11 protein-coding genes are annotated in these 22,001 nt (G+C 73.5%); 8 read left to right on the top strand and 3 right to left on the bottom strand.

The features are described 5' to 3' along the window. Positions 1 to 149 precede the first annotated feature (149 nt). Complete coding sequence (locus AB0M39_RS09965) at positions 150 to 911, top strand: alpha/beta fold hydrolase (protein WP_365362152.1); 762 nt, start codon at positions 150 to 152, stop codon at positions 909 to 911. Positions 912 to 1,044: 133 nt separating this feature from the next. Here AB0M39_RS09965 and AB0M39_RS09960 read toward each other — a convergent pair whose 3' ends face one another. Both AB0M39_RS09960 and AB0M39_RS09955 read right to left on the bottom strand, forming a co-directional pair. Beyond that, complete coding sequence (locus AB0M39_RS09960) at positions 1,045 to 1,800, bottom strand: response regulator transcription factor (protein WP_365362150.1); 756 nt, start codon at positions 1,798 to 1,800, stop codon at positions 1,045 to 1,047. Positions 1,801 to 2,318: 518 nt separating this feature from the next. Continuing rightward, the gene (locus tag AB0M39_RS09955) at positions 2,319 to 3,977 is read right to left on the bottom strand and encodes a methyltransferase (protein WP_365362148.1); all 1,659 of its coding nucleotides are present in this window, start codon (positions 3,975 to 3,977) and stop codon (positions 2,319 to 2,321) included. A 255-nt stretch (positions 3,978 to 4,232) separates the two neighbouring features. Here AB0M39_RS09955 and AB0M39_RS09950 point away from each other — a divergent pair, with 255 nt between their 5' ends. Beyond that, on the top strand, positions 4,233 to 4,973 hold the full coding sequence (locus tag AB0M39_RS09950; protein WP_365362146.1) for a YqcI/YcgG family protein: 741 nt from the start codon (positions 4,233 to 4,235) through the stop codon (positions 4,971 to 4,973). A 112-nt stretch (positions 4,974 to 5,085) separates the two neighbouring features. Here the strand turns inward: AB0M39_RS09950 and AB0M39_RS09945 are convergent, their stop codons facing one another. After that, positions 5,086 to 6,324 (bottom strand): cytochrome P450, encoded by a 1,239-nt coding sequence (locus tag AB0M39_RS09945; RefSeq protein ID WP_365362144.1) that lies wholly within the window; start codon positions 6,322 to 6,324, stop codon positions 5,086 to 5,088. Positions 6,325 to 6,600: 276 nt separating this feature from the next. Here AB0M39_RS09945 and AB0M39_RS09940 point away from each other — a divergent pair, with 276 nt between their 5' ends. From AB0M39_RS09940 to AB0M39_RS09915, 6 genes are all read left to right on the top strand, one after another. Continuing rightward, positions 6,601 to 7,908 (top strand): hypothetical protein, encoded by a 1,308-nt coding sequence (locus AB0M39_RS09940; RefSeq protein ID WP_365362142.1) that lies wholly within the window; start codon positions 6,601 to 6,603, stop codon positions 7,906 to 7,908. Positions 7,909 to 8,021: 113 nt separating this feature from the next. Beyond that, on the top strand, positions 8,022 to 8,240 hold the full coding sequence (locus tag AB0M39_RS09935; RefSeq protein ID WP_365362140.1) for an MbtH family NRPS accessory protein: 219 nt from the start codon (positions 8,022 to 8,024) through the stop codon (positions 8,238 to 8,240). Then, positions 8,237 to 11,386 (top strand): beta-ketoacyl synthase N-terminal-like domain-containing protein, encoded by a 3,150-nt coding sequence (locus AB0M39_RS09930; protein WP_365362138.1) that lies wholly within the window; start codon positions 8,237 to 8,239, stop codon positions 11,384 to 11,386. Before AB0M39_RS09935 ends, AB0M39_RS09930 begins: the two co-directional genes overlap by 4 nt. 16 nt (positions 11,387 to 11,402) lie before the next feature. Next, positions 11,403 to 14,471 carry a thioester reductase domain-containing protein gene (locus AB0M39_RS09925; RefSeq protein ID WP_365362136.1) on the top strand — a complete coding sequence of 1,023 codons (3,069 nt, stop codon included), beginning with the start codon at positions 11,403 to 11,405 and terminating at the stop codon, positions 14,469 to 14,471. Beyond that, a complete protein-coding gene (locus AB0M39_RS09920; RefSeq protein WP_365362134.1) occupies positions 14,458 to 20,346 on the top strand; it encodes an amino acid adenylation domain-containing protein in 5,889 nt (1,962 codons plus the stop codon). The genes AB0M39_RS09925 and AB0M39_RS09920 overlap by 14 nt, the downstream gene beginning before the upstream one ends. Further along, entirely contained in the window at positions 20,343 to 21,908 is a 1,566-nt protein-coding gene (locus tag AB0M39_RS09915) for an amino acid adenylation domain-containing protein (RefSeq protein ID WP_365362132.1), read from the top strand. The genes AB0M39_RS09920 and AB0M39_RS09915 overlap by 4 nt, the downstream gene beginning before the upstream one ends. The last annotated feature ends 93 nt before the right edge of the window (positions 21,909 to 22,001 follow it).

Here is a 22,001-nt window from a genome sequence, read left to right as displayed (position 1 = left end):
ACCGCGGTAGCGATTGCCGTCTCCAACCGTGGTTTCCCTTTACCCGCGGCCGCCTCGCCCGCCTTGCTCCATTCCGCCGGCGAAATGTACGATCGCGTCCCCGGTCAAGTACACTGCAATTCCTGCCAGTTGAAGAGCAAAGAGGAAGCATGGCCGCCGAGACAATGACTTCCCGCGGATGGATACGCCGGCATCCCGGACGCCCAGGGGCCCCGCTTCTGGTCTGCTTCCCGCACGCCGGCGGCGGCGCCAGCTCGTACCAGGGGTGGGCGGCCGCGCTGAAGCCCGAGGCGGAGGTGCTGGTCGCGCAGTACCCCGGGCGCGAGGAGCGTTTCAACGAGCCGCTGGTCGACGACATGGGCGTCCTGGCGGACGCGATCTTCGAGGCGCTGCCCGTCTCGGCGGACCGGCCGCTGGTGCTGTTCGGGCACAGCATGGGCTCGGCCGTGGCCTACGAGGTCGCCCGGCGCATCGAGCGCGCCTGCCCCGGCGCCCTGGCCGGGCTCTGCGTCTCGGGCCGCCCCGCTCCGCACGCGGCGCGCCGCTCCCTGGCCCACACCCTCCCCGACGACGAGCTGATCGCCGAGGTCAAGGCGCTGGCGGGCACGTCGGACGACATCCTCGACAGCGACGAGTTCCAGCAGCTGTTCCTGCCGGTGATCAGGAACGACTACCGGCTGATCGAGACGCTCCGCCCGGCGCCCCCGACCGTGCTGCTCGACGCCCCGGTCTCCGCCTTCTGCGGGACCGAGGACCCGCATGTCGTCCCCGCCGAGATGGAGAGCTGGCGCGAGGTCACCCGGGGCGCGTTCGACTCCACGGCCCTGTCCGGCGGGCATTTCTATCTGACGGATCATCTGGCGGAGATCGTCGCCGCGGTGGCCCGCCATCTGCGGCCCGCGGCCCGATAGAGACCGGATCCGCGGCTCGACAGCTGACAGGATCCGCGGCTCGGCAGAGGACCGGATCTGCGGCCCGATAGCGACAGGATCCGCGGCCCGATGGAGGACCGGCCGGACCGCCCCCGGTCCGGCCGGCCCGTTCTCAGACTGCCGGGCCTCTGCCCGCGAGAGCGCCGACGACCCCGATTTCATAGGCGAGGATCACCGCGTCGACGCGGTTGCGCAGACTCAGCTTGCGGCAGATTCGATTGAAGTGCGATTTCACGGTGGCCTCGGACAGCACCAGCACGTCGGCGATCTGCTGATTCGTCATGCCCTTGGCGACGAGGCGGTATATCTCCAGCTCCCGGGGCGTGAGGAGGTCGAGCTCGTCCGGCGTCCGGCGCGCGGTGGTCTGGCAGTTGCAGCGCAGTCCCGCGAGCGCCTGGACGACGAGGCTCGGCGCGACGGCAACCCCGCCCTCCGTCACCGTCCGCACGCCGGAGACGATCCCGTCGCTGTCCTGCTTGTAGAGGAAGCCGCGCACCCCGGCCCGGATGGCCCCCAGGGCGCGCTCCTGCGTCGGCTCTCCGTCGGCCGCCAGCAGCACCACGTCCGCGCAGTTGCCGGGCTCGACGTCGCAGAGGCTCCGGACCACGTCCAGCACATCGGGCCCGGGCAGGTCCGCGTCCATCAGCACCACGTCGGGGCGGTGCTGGCGGGCGAGCTCCAGCAGGGCGGCACCGTCGGCGGCCTCGCCGACCACCAGGAAGGAGCGGTCGCCCTCGAACAGCGCCCTTAACCCGCGTCTGACCAGCGGCTGTTCGTCCGCCAAGACGATCCGCACCCGCCCGCTGTCGCCGCGGGGCGGCTGCTCGGCGCGCGGCTGCCCCTCGCCGAACACGGGACGCTGGCCCACAGGGATGCGCCGCCCCTGAGGAGGCACCTCGTTCAGCGGGCCCGCGGGCCGGTGAACCGTGGCCACACCGCACTGCCCGCCCTGTCGTCCCCGGGCTGTGCCAGCACTCCCGGATACAGCGCCTGCCCCAGTCACTCTCGTAAACCCCCATTGAATGAGTGCTCGCCTGCACCAGGCGCGCCCTGGAAACCCCGGGCGCGTTGCCCGCCCTGATGGCTCCACCAGCGTAAGCGAGGCTGATCCTCAACCAAGAGTTCGAGTCAATCCGGGGGCGGATTTGGCGCGAACTCTCTCGGCTCCGACGGCGCGGAGAAATCCTGCCGCGGCGACGGGCGAGACTTCAACAGGGATATGTGCATGGCATGGGCATGAAAACGGTTTCCATGTCCGTGGAAAAAGGAAAAGGTTCAGCCATCCGCGCGGATATTCCGACCGCCCTGTGTGCAGTTTGAATCGACTGAAATGGTGCAGTGGGGGCGTGTGTCCGATCCCGCCTCGCCGGACGCCGGCGGCGAGGGTCACGCCCAGTGAATGGTGCGCAACGCATCGCGGTCGACGCTCCCGTCCGCGGCGAACGGCAGGGACTCCAGTACGACGAACCGGCCCGGCATCTCCTGACCGTCGAGCCGCTCGCGCACATGGGCGCGGAGCTTCGCGAGGTTCAGATGCTCGACCCGGCTGAACCAGGGGGCGTTGACGTGCCGGCGCGGCGGCGCGGGCTCGCTCGGAAAGCGAGGCTCCGGCGCGGGCCCGCCGTCGGGGGCCGACCGCACGATCGCGACGTCGTAGCCGCCGTCGGGCTGCGAGCGCGCCCAGCTGAGCCGGACCGCGTACGGGAGCTCGTCGCCGAGTGCGAAGAGGTCCTCCGGGTCCACCGTCCGGCCCACGGCTGCGCGTGCCGCCTTCAGGGCCTCCTCGGCCGTCGCGGGCCCGTCCGGGCGGGCCAGCAGCTCCGCGGCGGCATGGTCGGCGGCCGTACGGGAGTTGGGCACGTCGAGCAGCCCCAGACTCTCAGGACGCTCCTCGACGAGGATCCGCCGCACCTCGGCCGCGTCCGGCCGGCGCTCGGCCCACGGGGTCCACTCGATCGCCGGGGCGGCGCCGCCGGGGATCCTGTCGAGGCGGATCACCACGTCGTAGCGGTAGCGGGTCATCTCGGTGTCGCTGCGCCCCCGCTTGGGCAGCACGGCGACATGGGCCACGCGGGGGAGCGCGGCGGCCAGGTCGGTGAAGTAGCCGGGGTCGACGAGCAGTTCGGTCCCCATGCCGCAGCGGCGCTCGGCCAGCGTCTGCACCTTCTCGGCGGGGGCGCCGCCGGGGGCCCGGGCCAGCTCGATCCCGGCGGCGAACGCGCGGTTGAGCGCCGCGGAGCGCACGTCTCCGACGAAGAGGAACCCGCCGTCGTCCAGCACGTCCACGGCCTGCCGCAGCACGCGGTCGAGGTAGGGCTCGTCCGGCAGGTACTGCGACACGGAGTTGAGGATCACCCCGTCGACGGACCCCGGCGGCACCGGGCTCAGATCGTCGGCGGGCGCCTGGAACAGCTCCACCCCCTCGGGGAGCGTGCCCCCGAACGCGTCCCGGATCCGCGTCATCGCGCCTGCCGTGATGTCGCTCGCCGTGTAGCGCTCCGCGTCCGCGTGCAGCCGGTGCAGCAGCAGCCCGGTCCCGCAGCCGATCTCCAGGAGCCGTCGGCCGCCCAGCGCCTGGATTCGCTCCACCGTGTCGTCGGTCCACGCCCGCATGTCCGCGTCGTCGACCTCCGCGCCGGTGTAACTGGACTGCCAGCCCCTGGTGTCGAACGTGGCGTCCCCGGGGGCGCTCGCGCCGTAGACGTGGTCGAAGACCCCGCGCCACTCCTCCACGTAGCTCTGCTCCAGCGCCGCGCCGTCGTCCGTCACCGCCTCGTTCCGGCGCGGCAGCACGTACGCGGTCCACGAGCGCCGGCCGTCGCTTCTGTGCTCGTCGGCGAGCACGACGGAGCGGTCGACGCCCGGGAAGGAGTCCACGATCCGCGCCAGGTCCGGATTCTCGGCCGGGCTGCCCTGGACGGCCGTCCCCTCCGTCGTCCTCTCCGCCGTCCCCTCGGCCGGACCTTCCGCCGGGCCCTTCGCCTGACCGTCCGTCGGACCTTCGGCCGTGGCCGAGCCGGATATCGCCGGATCGAGAGCAGACATCTCTGCGGTCTCCTTCCACTGGGGAATTCGTCGGATGCGTCGGAGCCGCATGCTACGCACGGCCATTGTCGCGCCGGAAGGCGCGCCGGAGAATTGCTGCCGCCATGCACCGTAGGCTGCACGCCCGAGCGGATTCATCCACTCCTGGTTGCACAGGCCAATGCGTACTCAGGTTGGAAGACCCGCGCCCCGCGGCCCTGGTAGCTTCCTTGCGGCCGATGCTTCAGAGAAAAACTACCGGCGGGGTGAACTGCATTGTCAGAGAACATAATCGGCGAGACCCCGCAATGGGGCACGGTCTGTCTGCAGGAACTGCAGGAGACCCTGCTCTCGGATTCCAGCCCGTTTCCGTGCACTTTCGCGGTGGCCGGGGTGAAGAAGGACACACTGCGCTATGGATTCGTCGAAGACCTCGACGACGAGCGTTCCTGGGAATCCCTCGGCGATGTGCTCACCGAGTATCTGAAGACATATCGCGAACTCGGCCGCGAGACCTCTCTGGTGGTGTTCTTCCGGCCGGAGAGCGAGGTGCGGACGCTTCAGGAGTACCGGGAGCGGTTCTGGGCCGTGCTGCGCTATCTGCACGAGCGGGACACGAGCCCGTGGCCCGCCGAGGTGCCGCGCGACACCGACGATCCCTGGTGGGAGTTCAGCTTCGGCGGCACGCCGATCTTCGTGGTCTGCAACACCCCCGCGCACGAGCTGCGCAGGAGCAGACACAGCCCCGGGTTCTTCATCACCTTCCAGCCGCGCTGGGTCTTCGAGGGGCTGGAGGCGGACACCCCGCCCGGCGCGGCGGCGCGGCGGACCATCCGCAAGCGGCTCGCCCGGTACGACGCCGTGGAGCCGGCGCGCGCCCTCGGCTCGTACGGCGATCCGGACAACCGCGAGTGGCAGCAGTACTTCCTCCCCGACGAGCCGACGCGCGAGAGCGCCGAGGAACAGCGGAAGTGCCCGTTCCAGCACGGCAGCTGGGAGCCGGCCGCGACCGGCTGAGCCACTCGCCACCGCCGCGACCGGCTGAGCCACGCGCCTCTCCCGGCCCGGCCGGCCGCGCACCCCCGCCGGGCCCCGGCCGGCCGCGCGCCCGCCGTCGCCTCTCTGCGCCCTACGGCACGGGCCGCGCGAGCACCAGCTCCTTCACGCCGAAGATCGTCGGAGACTCGTAGGAGACCGGAGGCCGCGCGATCCGCAGCTCGGGGCAGCGCTCCAGCAGCATCGAGAGCGCGATCCTCGTCTCCATCCGCCCCAGCGGCGCCCCGATGCAGAAGTGGATCCCGTGCCCGAACGACAGATGCGGGTTGGGCGAGCGGCGGACGTCGAAGGTCTCCGGGTCGGCGAACTGCGCCTCGTCGTGGTTCGCCGACAGCACCCAGGAGGCCACCATCACATCCGCCGGGATCGGGACCCCGCCCAGCTCCGTGTCGCGGGTGGTGATCCGGTACGTCATCGGCGCGGGCGGGCTGAAGCGCAGCGTCTCCTCCAGCGCGCCCGGCACGAGCGAGGGGTCCTGCCGCACCGCGGCCAGCGCGTCCGGGTTGTCGTCCAGGCAGATCAGCGCGTTGCCCATGAGCAGCGTGGTGCTGATGTGCCCGGCCAGCAGCAGCATCAACGTGGTGGCGAACACCTCGGTCTCGCTCAGCCTCTCGCCGTCGACCTCCGCGGCCACCAGCCGGGAGAGCACATCGTCGGCGGGGCGCCTGCGCCGGTGGTCGGCGTGGTCGAGGATGTACGACTGCATCTCGAGCAGCAGCGTGGCCAGCGTGTCCGGCACGCTCAGCCGTGCGGTGTCGACCGCGGCCGCGTCATGGTTGGCGCTCACCAGCGCGTCCGCCCACGCCCGGAACATGTCCTGGTCCGAGGCCGGCACGCCGAGCAGCTCGGCGATCACCGTCACCGGCAGCGGGTTGAAGAAGGCCGAGACCATCTCCACCTCGTCCTGGCCTGCCACGGCGTCCAGCAGCCCGCGCGTGATGTCGACGATCTTCGACTCGAGCGCGAGCACCGCCCGCGGGGTGAGCGCCTGGCCGACCAGTTTGCGCAGCAGCTGGTGCCGCGGCGGGTCCGTCACGCTCAGATGCCCCTCCAGCAGGTTCGGCACGGGCCGTTCGCCCGGCTTCACGACGACGGAGGTCTCCGGCTTCGGGATCACCCTGCCGAAATCCGATGAGAAAGTCTTCGCGTCCTTCAGCATCCGCTGCGTCTCGGCGAAGCCGAATACCTGGCAGGTCCTCGTGGCCTCGTCCCACTGGACCCTGTTCTTCTTGCGGTTCTCGGCGAGCCAGCCGCGTAATGCGCGACCGCCGTCCGAAGTCCCGGGCGGCGGTGTGAGTTGGGCGTCGGTCATTTCTGCTGCTCCTTATTCTTGCCGACCTGCGGTACGGCGCCTTCGGCCGGCTGCCACCATAACTGCGCATCCTGGTCTTGCCCAGGGCGCTGACCCGGCTCAACTCCGGGTCCAGACAGGGATTACAACCCTGGTTTGACGACGCCCCTCGCGGCCGTTTGTTAGCTTCGGCGCATGAGCCCTGTTTCGCACATCAAGAGCGCGCCCGGCGACCCCAATGCAATAGTCCGGGATTATGCGGCGAACTCGCCGTTCCGAAGCGCGACGGCAGCGGAAATGGTCAACGAAGCCAATCCGTTCCGGCGGCCTGTGCGCCCGCACGACCTCAAATTCCTGGACTACGGCGTGCCGCTGCCGGAGGACGAGGCCCTCAGGCTCAGCGGGCTGCTCGGCCACCGGATGCTGCGCAACATCTACGACGCCGATCTGCTGTTCGTGCCGGGCGGCCCGGCGGGCCACCCGAGCCGCGACGACGCCGACGCGTTCTACAGCCTCGAGAACCGGATCCGCGGCCGGCAGGCCGCCGAGGTCCTGGAGAGCCACCTCTTCTCGTGGCTGCCCGAGGCGCGCCAGCCCCTCGAAGGCGACGGCGTGCAGGGCGCGAAGGCGCATGTGCTCGCCCAGTTCGAGCGGCGGCTCGCAGGACCGGGGCAGGCTCTGGCGATCGCGAACGCCACCAGGCGCCGCAAGGACGCCGCCACGTTCGCGCTCGTCCAGCTCACCGCCGCCCGCCCGGCGATCACCAGCGCCGTGGGCCGCAGTCTGGTCGGCGACTACGACACCGCGCACCCGGCGCTGCGCGGGCTGCTGCTGGAGGACTTCCAGAGCCGGTCCGAGCGAGCCGCGGCGTACCACGAGCTGCTCGGCCAGGCGGAGCTGATCGGCGAGCCGTACGCGTACTGGCAGTTCTTCCTCTCCTCCACGCTCGCCGGCGCCAACCATCTGCACCGGGTCGGCCGCGACCACGAGCGCTTCCTGGAGTTCCTCGGCGCCTGGGTGCACCACCGGATCGACGAGGCCGCCACCGCCCCCGGGTACGGCGACCTGTTCCGCGAGGGATTCGGCATCGAGAGCCCCGCGTACGCCCTCGGCACTCCCGCCGTCACCGCCGACGGCCTCGGCGCGCTCGTCGAGGCGCTGCTCGCCCCGCTCGCCGGGCGGCTGGGCGAGGAGGCGGTCACGACGGCCTTCCACGCCGGATTCGAGGACGCCCGCCTGCTCGCCGCGGTGGCCGACCGAGACCTCGCCGTGCAGCTCGACTGGGCCGACCGGCTCGACGAGTACAAGGCGAAGGCCGAGAAGCTCCACCACCGCATCGAGAGCGAGAACATCGAGGTCGACCTGGAGACCTTCGTCGAGTCGTGGGAGGAGACCTCCACCACGCATGTGCACGACGACCACCGACTGGTGGTGGTCGAGGTCGGCCAGATGTACTTCTGGAACAACGTCGGCCAGCAGATCCCCATGAACGAGGGGGACAAGCTGCTGATCCCCGCCGAGCGGCTGCACGGCTCGATGGTGCGCACCGGCACCTGCACCTACCACCAGCCGGTCATCCCCGAGGACATGCTCCGCTCGGTCTGACCCGCGAGCGCGCGCACAGAGCACACGGTCCACGAGCACGGCCCAGCACACGGGCCGTGCACAAGGCCAACGGCTACACGGCCCACGAACCCCGGCGCCTGCGGAGGCTTGCGGTGAGCGACGAACAAGACGACGACCTGTACCGCGTGGTCGTCAACCACGAGGGCCAGTACTCCCTGTGGCCGCTGGGGCGCGAGAACGCCCCCGGGTGGCTCGACGCCGGCCCCGCCGGGAGCCGCGCCGAGTGCCTGCGGCACATCGAGGAGGTCTGGACCGACATGCGCCCCCTCTCGCTGCGGCAGCGCATGAGCGCACAGACGGAGGGCCGATGACCGCGCCGCCCGGGCGGGGGCAGAGCTCGCCGGCCGCCGGCGAGCGCACGGCCGCGGACGCCGACGGCGGCGAGATAGCCGTCGTCGGCCTCGCCGGCCGCTTCCCCGGCGCCTCCTCCCTCGACGCCTTCTGGCAGCTTCTGCGCGAGGGCCGGGAGGCGCACACCACGCTCACCGACGAGCAGCTGCTGGCAGCCGGCGTGCCCGCGTCGCTCCTCGACGACCCGCGCCTGGTGCGCCGCCGCCCGGTCGTCGAGGACGCCGGGCTCTTCGACGCCGCGTTCTTCGGCTACACGCCCCGCGAGGCCGAGCTGATGGACCCTCAGCAGCGGCTCTTCCTGGAGTGCGCCTGGGAGGCGCTGGAGTCGGCGGGCTACGACAGCGAGCGCGTCGACGGCGCGGTCGGCGTCTTCGGGGGCGGCGGCCCCACCTCGTACTGGCAGAGCCACCTTTCCGCCGACCCCGGCTATCTGCGCGAAGTGGGGGAGTTCCAGGCGCTGCTCGGCAACGAGAAGGACTTCCTGGCGCCCCGGGTGTCGTACAAGCTCGATCTGCGCGGGCCCAGCGTCAGCGTGCTCAGCGGCTGCTCCTCCTCGCTGGTCGCCGTCCACATGGCCGTGCAGAGCCTGCTCAGCGGCGAGTGCGACCTCGCCCTGGCCGGCGGCGCGACCGTCTACTTCCCGCAGCACGCCGGATATCTGCACCAGCAGGGCGGCGTCAACTCGCCGGACGGGCGCTGCCGCGCGTTCGGCGCGAAGGCCGACGGCACGGTGCCCGGCGACGGCGCCGGCGTCGTCCTGCTCAAGCGGCTCGACGACGCGCTCGCCGACGGCGACCAGGTGCTCGGCGTGCTGCTGGGCACCGCGGTCAACAACGACGGCGCGCACAAGGTCGGCTTCACCGCGCCCAGCATGCAGGGCCAGGCCGATGTGATCGCCGAGGCGCTGGCCGTCGCCGGCGCGGAGGCGGAGTCCATCTCCTACGTCGAGGCGCACGGCACCGGCACGGAGCTCGGGGACCGCATCGAGATCGCCGCGCTGACCCAGGCGTACGCCACGGACGCACGCGGCTTCTGCACCATCGGCTCCCTCAAGCCCAACATCGGCCACACCGACACCGCGGCCGGCGTGCTCGGGCTGATCAAGGTCCTGCTCGCGCTGCGCCACGAGGAGCTGCCGCCGAGCATCAACTGCGAGGAGCCGCACCCCGAGATCGACTTCCCCAGCACGCCCTTCCGCGTCGGGACCGAGGCGACGCCGTGGCCGAGGGGCGAGCGGCCCCGCCGGGCCGGAGTCAGCTCGTTCAGCGTCGGCGGCACCAACGCGCACATCGTGGTCGAGGAGCCGCCCGTCCTCGCGGCGGCCCCGGCCGCCGCGCGCCCCGCGCAGCTGCTGGTCCTCTCCGCCCGCACGGACTCCGCGCTCCAGCAGACGGGCGCCGCGCTCGCCGACGCGCTGCGCGCCCGCCCGGACGGGGAGCTCGCGGACGTCGCCCACACCCTGCAACGGGGCCGCCGCGCCTTCGCGCACCGGATGGCCCTCGTCTGCCGGAGCGCCGCCGAGGCGGCCGCCGCGCTCGACGGCGCCGGCGTCACCCCGGTCGCCGTCGGCCACGCCGACTCCGCCGAGGCAGCCCCGCAGACCGCCTTCCTCTTCCCCGGCCAGGGCAGCCAGCGCGTCGGCATGGGCCGCGGGCTGTACACGACGGAACCGGCCTACCGGGCCCTGGTCGACGAGTGCGCCGAGATTCTGCTGCCCGTCCTCGGCGAGGACCTCAGGGCCGTGCTCCACCCCGCGCCCGCCGACGCCGAGGACGCCGCCCGGCGGCTCGACGAGACCCGGCTGACCCAGCCCGCCCTGTTCGTCACGGAGTACGCGCTCGCCCGGCTGCTCGCCGACTGGGGGATCGCCCCCGCCGCCATGGCCGGCCACAGCGTCGGCGAGTACGTCGCCGCCTGTCTGTCCGGGGTGCTCTCGCTGCCCGACGCGCTGCGAGCCGTCGCCCTGCGCGGCGAGCTGGTCCAGCGCTGCGAGCCCGGCTCCATGGCGGCCGTGCCGCTGGAGCACGGGCAGGTCGCCGAACTGCTGGCGGACGGCGGCGAGCTGTCGATCGCCGCGGTCAACAGCCCACACCAGACCGTCGTCTCAGGACCCGCCCACGCCGTCGCCGAGCTGACCGCGCGCCTTGCCGCCGACGGAGTGGACGTCCGCCCGCTGAAGACCTCGCACGCCTTCCACTCGGCGATGCTCGACCCGGTCGTCGAGGAGTTCACCGCGGCCATGGCCGCGATCCGGCTGCACGCGCCGTCGATCCCGTACGTCTCCGGCGTCACCGGCGCCTGGATCACCGACGCCCAGGCGACCGACCCCGCCTACTGGGGCCGCCAGCTCCGCGAGCCCGTGCGGTTCGCCGACGCGCTGGCCGTCCTGCGCGAGGCCCCCGGCAGGCTGCTGCTGGAGGTCGGCCCCGGCGACGCGCTGCGCGGACTCGTCTCCGCGCAGTCGCCCCGCGGCGCCGCCCCTGCCCTGTCCACCCTCGGCCGCGACCACGGGGCCCGGGACGGCGGAGCAGTCCTCGACGCCGTGGGACAGCTGTGGACCAGGGGCGTGGCGGTGGACTGGGAGGCCGTCGGGGCGGGGGAGCGCCGCCGCAGGGTCGCGCTGCCCACCTATCCCTTCGAACGGCGACGGTACTTCCGCGACCTGCCGCCGAGCGCCGAGGCCCCCGCCGTGCCGCCGAGCACCGAGGCCCCCGCGGCCTCGGCGGACCGGGAGCTCGCCCCCGCGGCGGCGGCCGAACCGGAGCGGCCCGCCGCCCTCACCGCGTACGGACGCCCCGACCTGCCGACCGCCTACACAGCCCCCCGCACCCCCCTGGAGGAGACCCTCGCCCAGGTGTGGGAGGAGGTCATGGGCCTGTCCCCGGTCGGCGCGCACGACAACTTCTTCGACCTCGGCGGGCATTCGCTGCTCGCCGCCCAGATGGTGGCCCGCCTCCAGGGGATGCTCCCGGTCACGCTCAGCGTGGCCGACCTGCTCTCCCAGACGCAGACCGTCGCCGGGATGGCCGAGGCAGTGGAGCGCCGTCTGCACGAGAAGCTCGCCGGCATGTCGGACGACGATGCCGCCCAACTGCTCGCCGAATAGCGGAGGTCACAGCTCGATGGTCCCACCCGGTCCGCTCGCCGACGACTCCACGGCACTGTCCGCGACCAAGCAGCGACTGATGGAGAAGTGGCTGGCCGGCACGACGGCGGTCCGGCGTCCCACCGTCCCGCGCCGCCCGCACCACGACACCGCCCAGCTCTCCTTCGCACAGGAGCGGCTCTGGTTCCTGGCCCAGCTGACGCCGGACAGCCCGCACCTCAACATGGTCGAGGCGATCCGGCTCGCCGGCCGCCTCGACCCGGACGCCCTGCGCGAGGCGCTGACGGAGATCACGGAGCGCCATGAGGCGCTGCGCACGGTCTTCCGCGTCCACGAAGGGGAGCCGCGCCAGGTCGTCCTCAGCGCGCGGGAGCAGCCGCCGGCCTTCGCCGTCGACGCCGAGACCCTCTCCGAGGAGGCGGCCGTCGAGCGGCTGCGGACCGAGTCCCAGCGGCCGTTCGAGCTCACCCGGGGCCCGCTGATCCGCTATCTGCTCACCCCGCTCGGCCCGGACGACCACGTGCTGACCGTGACGATGCACCATCTCGTCGGCGACGGCATCTCCGTCGGCATCCTCTTCCGCGAGCTGTTCGCGCTGTACGCGGCCCGCACCGGCGGCCAGGCGGCGAAGCCGGCCGAACTGCCCGTCCAGTACACCGACTTCGCCGAGTGGCAGCGCGACCGGCTGCGCGGCGAGGAGCTGGAGAGGCGGCTCGCCCACTGGCGGCAGACCCTGCGCGAGCCGCTGCCCGACCTGAGGGGCCTGGTGGACCGGCAGCGGACCGCTGCCCCCACCCTGCGGGCGGTCAGCAGGCGCTTCACCCTCTCCGCCGAGGTCTCCCAGGGGCTGCGCGAGCTGGGCCGCAGCCGCGAGGCGACCCTCTTCATGGTGCTGCTCGCCGGGTTCCAGACGGTGATGGCGCGGCGCACCGGCCACCCCGACGTGGTGACCGGCTCGGCCGTGCACGGGCGGGACCTGCCCGAGACGGAGAACCTGATCGGGTTCTTCGCCAACACCCTCGCCCTGCGCACCGACCTCTCCGGCGACCCCGCCTTCACCGAGGCGCTCGACCGGGTGCGGCGGACCTGCCTGGACGCGTACGCCCACCAGGACACCCCCATCGAGGTGCTGGCCGCCGAGCTGCGGCCGGGCCGCAACGGCGGGCACAACCCGCTCTTCCAGTCCGCGCTGGTCGGCGAGAGCCCGGCCGGGGCGGACGCCATGGGCGAACTGGAGGTCTCCGCCTTCGACTTCGGGCTCGACACCTCCGAGTTCGACCTCGTGCTGCACTACTGGGAGACCGACGGCCGTATCGAGGGCGGGCTGCGCGCCGCCGAGGACCTGTTCCTGCCCGAGTCCGTGGACCGGCTGGGCGGCGAGCTGGAGCGGCTGTTCGCCGCGGTCGTCGAGGACCCCGCACGGCCTCTCTCCGCCCTGCTGCCGGACGCCGCGTCCGCACCGGTCCCCTCCGCCGAGCCTGCGGCGGCGACCGGGCCCGAGCCGGCCGCCGACAGCGCCGCGCTCACGCGTACCGAGCAGATCGTCGCCGGCGTCTGGCGCGAGGTGCTGGGGGTGCGCGACGTCGAGCCGGACGAGGACTTCTTCGACGTCGGCGGGCACTCGCTGCGCGCCGTGCGCGTCCTGCTGCGGCTGCGCGACCGCGTCGGCGTCGACCTGCCCGTCCAGGCGTTCTTCGACGCCCCCACCATCAGCGGCCTGGCCCAGACGCTGGACCGGGCGCGCGGGCAGAGCGCGGCGCCCGCGCCAGCCGACCAGGCGCACGACGGCCACGACGGCCACGACGGGCAGGAGGGGGACGCGGCGGACGGCGCGCGCGTCGCCGAGTTGCTGCGCGCCGACGCCGTGCTGGACGCCGAGATCTCCGCCGAGGGCGCCGCGCCCGCCGACCCGGCCCGGCTCGCGGCCCCCGAGCACATCCTGCTCACGGGCGCGACGAGCTTCCTCGGGGCGCACCTGCTGGCGCAACTGCTCGCCCGTACCGGCGCCCGGGTGCACTGCCTGGTCGACGCGGAGAGCCCCGGCGAGGCGGACCGCGCGCTGGCCGAGGCGCTGGAGCGGTACGGCGTGGCAGCGAAGACGCCGTTGGACCGGGTGACGGTCCTGCCCGGCAGCCTGCGCGAGCCGCTGCTCGGCCTCGGCCCGATCGCCTTCGCGCGGCTCGCCGGCACGGTGGACGTCATCCACCACGTCGGCGTGGACGCCCATCTCGCCCTGCCGTACGAGCGGCTGAAGGCGGCCAACGCGGACAGCGTCACCGAAGTCCTGCGGCTGGCCGTCCGGGAGCGCGTCAAGCCGGTGCACCACGTCTCGTCGGCGGGCGTCCTCTTCCGCCGCGGCGAGGCGCCCGGACCGCTGGCCGAGGACGGCCGGATCCCCGCCGAGTCGCTTCTCCCCTCCGGCTATGTACGCAGCCGATGGGTCGCCGAGGAGCGCCTGCGGGCCGCCAGGGAGCGCGGCGTCCCCGTCAGCGTCTACCGGCCAGGAAGGCTCGCGGGCAGCGCCGCCACGGGCGCGGGCGACCCCGACTCCCCCTTCTGGCAGTTCGTCGGGGCGTGCGTGAGAGTGGGCGCCTACCCCGACTTCGGCCCCGGCGCCGACTTCGACCTGGTGCCGGTCGACTACGCGGCGCGGGCGCTGGCCGAGCTGTCGCTGCGACCGGACAGCGGCCTCGGCGGGTACTACCACCTGGCCCACCCGGACCGTACGTCCTTCGCCGCCCTCGTCGAGCGGCTGCGCGCCCGCGGCCACCGGCTCGCCGCGACCGACCAGGAGGAGTGGTCCCAACTGGTCGCCGCCGACGCGCTCGACGGCGCCGACGGCGAGTCGGCGACCGCGTCGGTCGCCGCGCTGGCGGGGACCTCGCGGGGCATGCCGGGCTTCGGCAGTCTGCGCCTGGAGGTCGCCGGCACGCTCGCCGCGCTCGCCGCCACCGATGTGCGCTGCCCCCCGGTCGACGGCCCGCTCCTCGACCGCTATCTGGACCACCTCGTCACCGCCGGCCTGCTCACACCGCCTTCCGGCGCCCCCCATTCGCGATCGGAGAACACCCATGAGTGCCGCTGACACGGTGGACCCGGCGGAGCAGGGCCCCCGGCTGCCCTTCAGGCGCGGCGGGTCGCCGGACGGCAGCCGGCTGCGCCGCCAGTCGCGGCTGGACGCGGCCGTCTGGCAGCGCATAGCCGACCGGGCGCGCCGGGAAGGGCTCGACCCGGCGGCCGTCCTGGGCACGGCCTTCACCGAGGCGCTCGGCCTATGGGCGAGTCGATCGCGGTTCGCCATAGGCGTCGTGACCGGTGGACAGGGCGCCGTGCTGCCCCTGTCCGTCGACGCCGCCCCGCGCGGCGGCTTCCTCGACCGGGCGGCCCGCTTCGCCCCCGGCTACGCGGCGGCCGGGCAGCCCGCCGCCCCCGACGTCGTCTTCGTGGACGCGCTCGGCGAGGCGGCGCGGCCCGCGACCGCCGAGGGCGCCGCGGCGACCGCTATAGCCGCCGCCCAGCTGAGCCTGACGGTCAGCGTGAACGACGGCGCGCTGCACGGCACATGGGAGGCCGCGGCCTGTGCCGCCCTGCCCGACGGCCTCGTCGAGGACCTCGCCGAGTCCTGGCTCGACCTCCTCGCCGTCCTCGCCGAGGACCCGGGGGCATGGAGCGCGCCCGGCTCTCCCGTACGCCTGCCCGCCCACCAGGCCCGCACCCGCGCCGAGGTCAACGACACCGCGGCGCCCGCGCCCGAGGGCCTGCTGCACGAGGCCGTCGCCCGGGCCGCCGCCCTGCATCCCGCCCGCCCCGCCGTCATCTCCCGCGACCGCACGCTCGACTACACGGAGCTGACGAGCCGGGCCCGCCGCATCGGCCGCCGGCTGCGCGAACTCGGCGCGGAGCCCGACGCGTTGGTCGCGCTCTGCATGGAGAAGGGCTGGGAGCAGCCCGTCGGCGTGCTGGGCGTCCTGGAGTCGGGCGCGGCCTGGGTCCCGATCGACCCGGCGCTGCCCGCCGAGCGGCGCGCGTATCTGCTCGGTGCCTCCGGCGCGCGGATCGTGCTCGCCCAGCGCTCGACCGCCGGCCAGCAGGAGTGGCCGGAGGGGACCACCGTGCTCTGCGTGGACGACGACGCGCAGTGGAGCGGCTGCGACGACGCCCCGCTGGCGCCCGCGCAGACCGCGGACGACCTCGCGTACGTGATCTTCACCTCGGGCTCCACCGGCCTGCCCAAGGGCGCGATGATCCCGCACCGCAGCGCGCTCAACACCCTGGCCGAGGTGGTCGCCCGGTACGAGGTGACCTGCGAGGACCGCTTCGTCGCCCTGTCGTCGACGAGCTTCGACCTGAGCGTCGCCGAGATCTTCGGCGCGCTGACCACGGGCGCGGCGCTGGTCGTGCCCGAGCCGGGGAACGAGCGGAACCCCGCGCACTGGCTGGAGACCGTCCGCCGCGAGCGCGTCACCGTGTGGGCGACCGCGCCGGCCCTCTTCGAGATGTTCTGCGAGCACGTCGAGCGAGCCCCCGAGCCCTGGGCGCCCTCGCTGCGGCTGATGATCCTCGGCGGCGACTGGATCCCGCTCTCGCTGCCCGGGCGGGCCCGGGCCATCGCCCCCGGGTCGCGGTTCGTCAGCGTCGGCGGCAACACCGAGGCGTCGATCTTCTCCGGCGTGTACGAAGTGCCGGCGGACGGCGAGGTGGCACTGGTGGATGGCCAGCCTGCGACCGGCGAGGCGGGGGACCGCACCAGCATCCCGTACGGCACACCCGTGGCCAACCAGACCCTGCATGTGCTGGACGCCGAGCTGCGGCCCCGCCCGGTCTGGGTCCCCGGCGACCTGTACATCGGCGGCGCGGGCGTCGGCCGCGGCTACTGGGGAGACCCCGCCCGCACCGAGGCGGCCTTCCTCAGCCACCCCGAGACCGGCGAGCCGCTCTACCGCACCGGCGACCTGGCCCGCTTCCTGCCGGACGGCAACGTCGAGTTCCTCGGCCGGGAGGACTTCCAGGTCAAGGTCGGCGGCCACCGCATCGAGCTCGGCGAGATCGAGGCGGCCCTGCGCTCCCACCCCGGCGTGGACGCCGCCGTCGCGATCGCGCTGCCCCGCCAGGACGGCGCTCCCGGCAACCAGGGCCTGGCCGGCTACGTCTCGCCGGCCTCCGGCGCCTGGCCGAGCGCCGCCGAGCTGCGCGCGCACCTGGAGGCCCGGATCCCGTCGTACACGATCCCGCCGCATCTGATCACGCTGGAGACCCTGCCGCTGACCGTCAACGGCAAGGTGGACCGGCGCGCGCTGCCCCGCCCCGGCGAACAGCAGTGGGCGGACGAGGAGTTCACCGCGCCGCGCACGGCGCTCGAGGAGCAGATCGCCGATCTGTGGTCGGAGGTCCTGGGCGCCGAGCGGGTGGGCGTGCACGACACGTTCTTCGAGCTCGGCGGCAACTCCCTGCTCGGCATCAGGGTGATGAACCGGCTCCGCGACCGGCTCCGCCTCCAGCTCGATCTGCACAGCATCTTCCAGTCCAACACGGTCGCCGCGCTCGCCCTGGCCGTCGAGCGCGAGCGGGCGAGCGGCGGGTCGGGCGGCTCGCTCGGCGACGAGCTGGCCGTCGCCGCCGACCCCGCGGCGGCGCACGAGCCGTTCCCGCTGACCGAGCTCCAGCAGGCGTACTGCATGGGCCGGACCGGCGCCTTCTCCTCCGGCAACGTCTCGGCCCATATGTATCTGGAGTACGAGGGGGAGGGGCTGGACACCGCCCGCTTCCAGCGGGCCTGGCAGCGGGTCGTCGACCGCCACCCCATGCTCCGCGCCGTCATGGTCCCCGAGACCATGTCGCAGCGGGTGCTGCCGTCCGTGCCGCCGTACGAGATGCGGGTGGTCGATCTGCGCGGCGCCGACGAGGCCGCGGTCGAGGCCGGCCTCGCGGCCGTGCGCGCCCAGCACTCCCACGAGGTCCGGCCGATGGACCAGTGGCCGCTGTTCGAGGTGGTGGTGGCCGAGCTGGACGAGGACCGCAGCCGGGTCTACTTCAGCGTCGACTCGCTCTGCTCCGACTTCGCCAGCCTGCGCATCCTCTTCGACGACCTGGCGCTCTTCTACGCGGACCCCGAGGCCGCGCCCGAGCCGCCCGCGCTGGACTACCGGGACTACATCCTGACCACCGCGCGCCTCGGCGAGAGCGAGCAGTACCGGCGCTCGCTCGCCTACTGGGAGGAGCGGCTGCCCACCCTGCCGCCCGCTCCCCAGCTGCCCATGCTCCGCAACCCCGAGTCGGTCGCCGAGCCCCGCTTCGTACGGCGCTCCGCACGGATTCCCGCCGATCGCTGGAAGCGCCTGAGCGAGCTGGCCGGCCGGGCGGGCCTCACCCCGGCGGGTCTGCTGCTGTCCGTGTACGCCGAGGCGCTGACGCCCTGGAACCAGAGCCCCCGCTTCACTCTCAACGTCACCAACCTCAACCGGCTGCCCATCCACCCCGAAGTCGGCTCGGTCGTCGGCGAGTTCGCCTCCTTCTCGCTGCTCGAAGTGGACAACACCCGCCCCGAGCCGTTCGCGGACCGCGCCCGGCGCATCCAGGAACAGCTGTGGAGCGACCTCAGCCATTGGTACGTGAGCGGCGTGCAGCTGCTGCGGGAGCTGATGCGCATCCGCGGCGGCTACGACGGGGCGATGATGCCCGTCGTCTTCACCAGCGCCGTTCCGCTGGGCAGCGGCCCGACCACGCTGCTCGACGGACTGCTGCACCCGGTCGACGGCATCACCCAGACCCCCCAGGTCTGGATGGACCTGATGACCGAGGAGCAGGACGGCGATCTGCTGGTCAACTGGGATGTGAACGAGGCGCTGTTCGCCCCGGAGCTGCTCGACGAGATCTTCGCCGCGATGCGGGCGCTGCTGGCCCGGCTGACCGACGACGAGAGCGCCTGGTCGCGGGTGGAGCCGCAGCCGCTGCCGCCCCGGCTGACCACGGCCGGCGAGGACTTCGGCGACGGCGGCCGACGCGAGCTGCCGGACCGGCTGGTGCACGACTTCTTCCTCGACCAGGTCGCCCAGCGGCCCGAGCAGCCCGCGGTGATCGCCTCCGGCCGTACGCTCAGCTATGCGCAGCTGCACCACGAGGCGTGCCGGCTCGCCCACCGGCTGAGGTCGCTGGGCGCCGGCCCCGACCGGCCCGTCGGCATCGTGCTCGCCAAGGGCTGGGAGCAGGTCGTCGCCGCGTACGCCGTGCTGTACGCGGGAGCGCCGTACCTGCCGATCGACCCCGAGGCCCCCGACGGCCGGGTGCGCGAGCTGCTCGCCCGCTGCGGCGTCGAACTCGTGCTCACCCGGCCGGAGCTGGCGGCCAAGGCGGCCGGCTGCCGGCTGCTGTACGTGGCGCCGGACGACGGCGCCGAGGACCGCGCGCCGGAGCCCGCCGAGCCCCCGGCGCCGGCGGCGAAGCCGTCCGACCTCGCGTACGTCCTGTTCACCTCCGGCTCCTCCGGCACGCCCAAGGGCGCGATGATCGAGCACCGCTCGGTCGTCAACTCCCTGCGCGAGACGATCGAGACCTTCGCGATCGCCCCCGGCGACCGCTGCCTCGCGCTCACCGCGCTCCACCACGACATGTCCGTGTTCGACCTCTTCGGGGTGCTCGGCGCGGGCGGCGTCCTCGTGGTGCCGGACGCCGCCGAGCGCCGGGAGGCCGCCCACTGGGCCCGGCTGATGGCCGCCCACGAGGTGACCGTCTGGAACTCCGTGCCCGCCATGATGGAGATGCTCCTGGAGCACCTGGGCGAGGACAGCGGCCCGCTCGACGCGCTGCGCCTGGCCTTCCTCGGCGGCGACTGGATCCCGCTGCCCGTCGCGCGCAGGCTCTGCGAGCGGGAGGACGTCGAGCTGGTCAGCGTCGGCGGCCCCACCGAGACCACCCTGTGGAACATCTGGCACCGGGTGACCCGCCTCGACCCGGCGCGGCGCAGCGTCCCGTACGGCAGGCCCATCGCCAACACCCGCTACTTCGTCCTCGACGAGCGGATGCGGGACCGCCCGGTCTGGGCGACGGGCGAGATGTACTGCTCCGGCGTCGGCCTCGCCCGCGGCTACTGGGGCGACCCGGAGCGCACCGAGGCCGCCTTCGCCGTGCATCCGCGCACCGGCGAGCGCCTCTACCGCACCGGCGACCTGGGGCGCTTCCTTCCCGACGGCACGATCGAGTTCGTGGGGCGGGCCGACTTCCAGCTGAAGGTGCACGGCCAGCGCATCGAGCCGGGCGAGGTGGAGGCCGCGCTGACGGCCCATCCGGCGGTGGCCGCGGCCGTGGTCGCCGGGCAGCGCCGCGCGGGCCGGATGGGCCATCGCGCGCTCACCGGCTATGTCGTCCCGGCCCGCGGCCGCGCGAGCACGGACGGGGACACGGGCAGGAGCACGGACGGAGACGAGGACACAGGCCGGCTCCGCGACGCGCTGCGCGCGCATCTGCGGGACCTGCTGCCTGCCTATATGGTCCCCACCGCCCTCGTCTTCCTCGACGCCCTGCCGCTGAACGCCAACGGCAAGGTCGACCGGCTCGCCCTGCCCGCCCCCCAGCCCGGCCCCGAGGAGAGCGCCGGACCCTCGCCCGCGCCGCTGACGCCGGTGGAGGAGATCGTCGCCGGCGTCTGGGCCGAGGTGCTGGAGTCCGACGCGGTCGGGGCGCACGACAACTTCTTCGCCCTCGGCGGCGACTCCGTGCTCGCCACCCGCATCGTGACCCGGCTGCGCCGGATCCTCGACTCGGAGGCGGTCTCGCTGCGCACCCTCTTCCTCTCGCCGACGGTCGCCGAGCTCGCCGCGTCGATGATCGCGGCCGAGAGCGTCCCGGGGCGCACGGCGGCGGTGGCCGACATCCATCTGAAGATCGCGCGGATGGACGCGGGCGACGTGGCCCGCGAGCTGTCGGCCCGCCGGCGGGCCGCGGACGAGGACGGGGTCCCGGCATGAGCGAGATCGCGAACGGCTCCGGGGAGCGCGCCCTGCCGCCCCTGCGGATCCATGAACTGGTCGCACGGCAGGCGCTGTCGACCCCCGACGCCGAGGCCGTCGTCGGGGGACGGGAGCGGCTGACCTACCGCGAGCTCGACGAGAGCGCCGAACTGCTCGCCGGGCATCTGCGCGCCCACGGCGCGGGGCCCGAGACCCTGGTCGGCGTCTGCCTGAGCCGCACCCCGTGGATGGTCGTGGCGATGCTCGCCGTGCTGAAGGCGGAGGCCGCCTATGTGCCGCTCGATCCGGCCTTTCCGGCGGAGCGCATGGAGTTCATGCTCGACGACTCCGGCGCGCGGCTGATCCTCACCGAGGAGGCGTTCCGCAAGAAGTTCGACGACCACCCGGGAACGGTGATCTCCCTGGACCGGGACTGGGGCCGCATCGCGGCCTCGGGACCCATCGCGGCGCTGCGCAGCCCCCTCGCCGAGCCCGGCTCGCACGCCGCCGTCGGCGCGGGCGACGCGGCGTCCGGCGCCCAACTGGCCTATGTCCTGTACACCTCGGGCTCCACGGGCCGCCCGAAGGGCGTCGCCGTGGAGCACCGCAGTGCCGCCGCGCTCGTCGCCTGGGCGGTGCGCCGCTTCGCCCCCGAAGAGCTGCGCTACACGCTGTGCTCCACCTCCATCTGCTTCGACCTCTCCGTCTTCGAGCTCTTCGCGCCGCTGAGCTGCGGGGGCACGGTCGTCCTGGCCGAGACCGTCTTCCATCTGCCGCTCGCCGCCGCCGGCCGGCCGGTGACCCTGGTCAACACCGTGCCGAGCCTGCTGCTCGACCTGCTGGCCTCCGAGCCGCTGCCCGCCTCGGTGGTCACGGTCAACCTCGCGGGCGAGGCGCTGCCCGCGCAGCTCGGCGAGCGGCTGTACGAGAGCGGGACGGTGGAGCGCGTCTACAACCTGTACGGGCCGTCCGAGGACACGACGTACTCCACCTGGAGCCTGGTCGGGCGGGGCGGGGCGAAGCCGCTGATCGGCCGGCCCGTCGCCGGAACCGTCGCGTACGTACTGGACGGCGAGGGCGAGCCGGCGCCCGACGGGGAGACCGGCGAGCTGTTCCTGGGCGGGCGGGGGCTGGCGCGCGGCTATCTCGGCAGGCCCGCGCTGACGGCCGAGCGGTTCGTCCCCGACCCGTTCTCCGGCGAGCTGGGGGCGCGGCTGTACCGCACGGGCGATCTCGTACGGCGGCTGCCGGGCGGCGAGCTGGACTTCCTCGGGCGGGCGGACCACCAGGTCAAGGTGCGCGGGCTGCGCATCGAGCCGGGGGAGATCGAGCGGACGCTGCTGGAGTGCCCCGGAGTGCGGCGGGCGGCGGTGACCGCCCAGGGCGCCTCCGCCGACTCCGCGCGGCTGGCCGCCTTCGTGGTCGCCGAGGACCGCATCGATCCGGCCACCCTGCGCCGCCATCTGCGCGAGCGGCTTCCCGCCTACATGGTCCCCGAGACGTTCACTCTGCTGGACTCGCTGCCCCTGACCCCGACCGGAAAAATCGACATGAATGCCCTTCCGGCGCCTCCTGTCTAATCGGCCCGGCGGGCAGAAAGAGGCGAAGCGGCGATCCGCAAGGCCGAAATGAAAACCAACTGCGCTCGCGAACAATGCGGATCGGGTGGCCTG

This window comes from Streptomyces sp. NPDC051907, assembly GCF_040681075.1.
GTDB lineage: Bacteria > Actinomycetota > Actinomycetes > Streptomycetales > Streptomycetaceae > Streptomyces.
Note: the sequence above shows the minus strand (reverse complement) of the source record. Positions and strands in the feature narration are given on the sequence as shown.

Coding starts and splice junctions, on each gene's coding strand:
- AB0M39_RS09965 (WP_365362152.1), top strand. CDS start 150: ATGGCCGCCGAGACAATGACTTCCCGCGGATGGATACGCCGGCATCCC.
- AB0M39_RS09955 (WP_365362148.1), bottom strand. CDS start 3,977: ATGTCTGCTCTCGATCCGGCGATATCCGGCTCGGCCACGGCCGAAGGT.
- AB0M39_RS09945 (WP_365362144.1), bottom strand. CDS start 6,324: ATGACCGACGCCCAACTCACACCGCCGCCCGGGACTTCGGACGGCGGT.
- AB0M39_RS09940 (WP_365362142.1), top strand. CDS start 6,601: ATGGTCAACGAAGCCAATCCGTTCCGGCGGCCTGTGCGCCCGCACGAC.
- AB0M39_RS09930 (WP_365362138.1), top strand. CDS start 8,237: ATGACCGCGCCGCCCGGGCGGGGGCAGAGCTCGCCGGCCGCCGGCGAG.
- AB0M39_RS09925 (WP_365362136.1), top strand. CDS start 11,403: ATGGTCCCACCCGGTCCGCTCGCCGACGACTCCACGGCACTGTCCGCG.
- AB0M39_RS09920 (WP_365362134.1), top strand. CDS start 14,458: ATGAGTGCCGCTGACACGGTGGACCCGGCGGAGCAGGGCCCCCGGCTG.
- AB0M39_RS09915 (WP_365362132.1), top strand. CDS start 20,343: ATGAGCGAGATCGCGAACGGCTCCGGGGAGCGCGCCCTGCCGCCCCTG.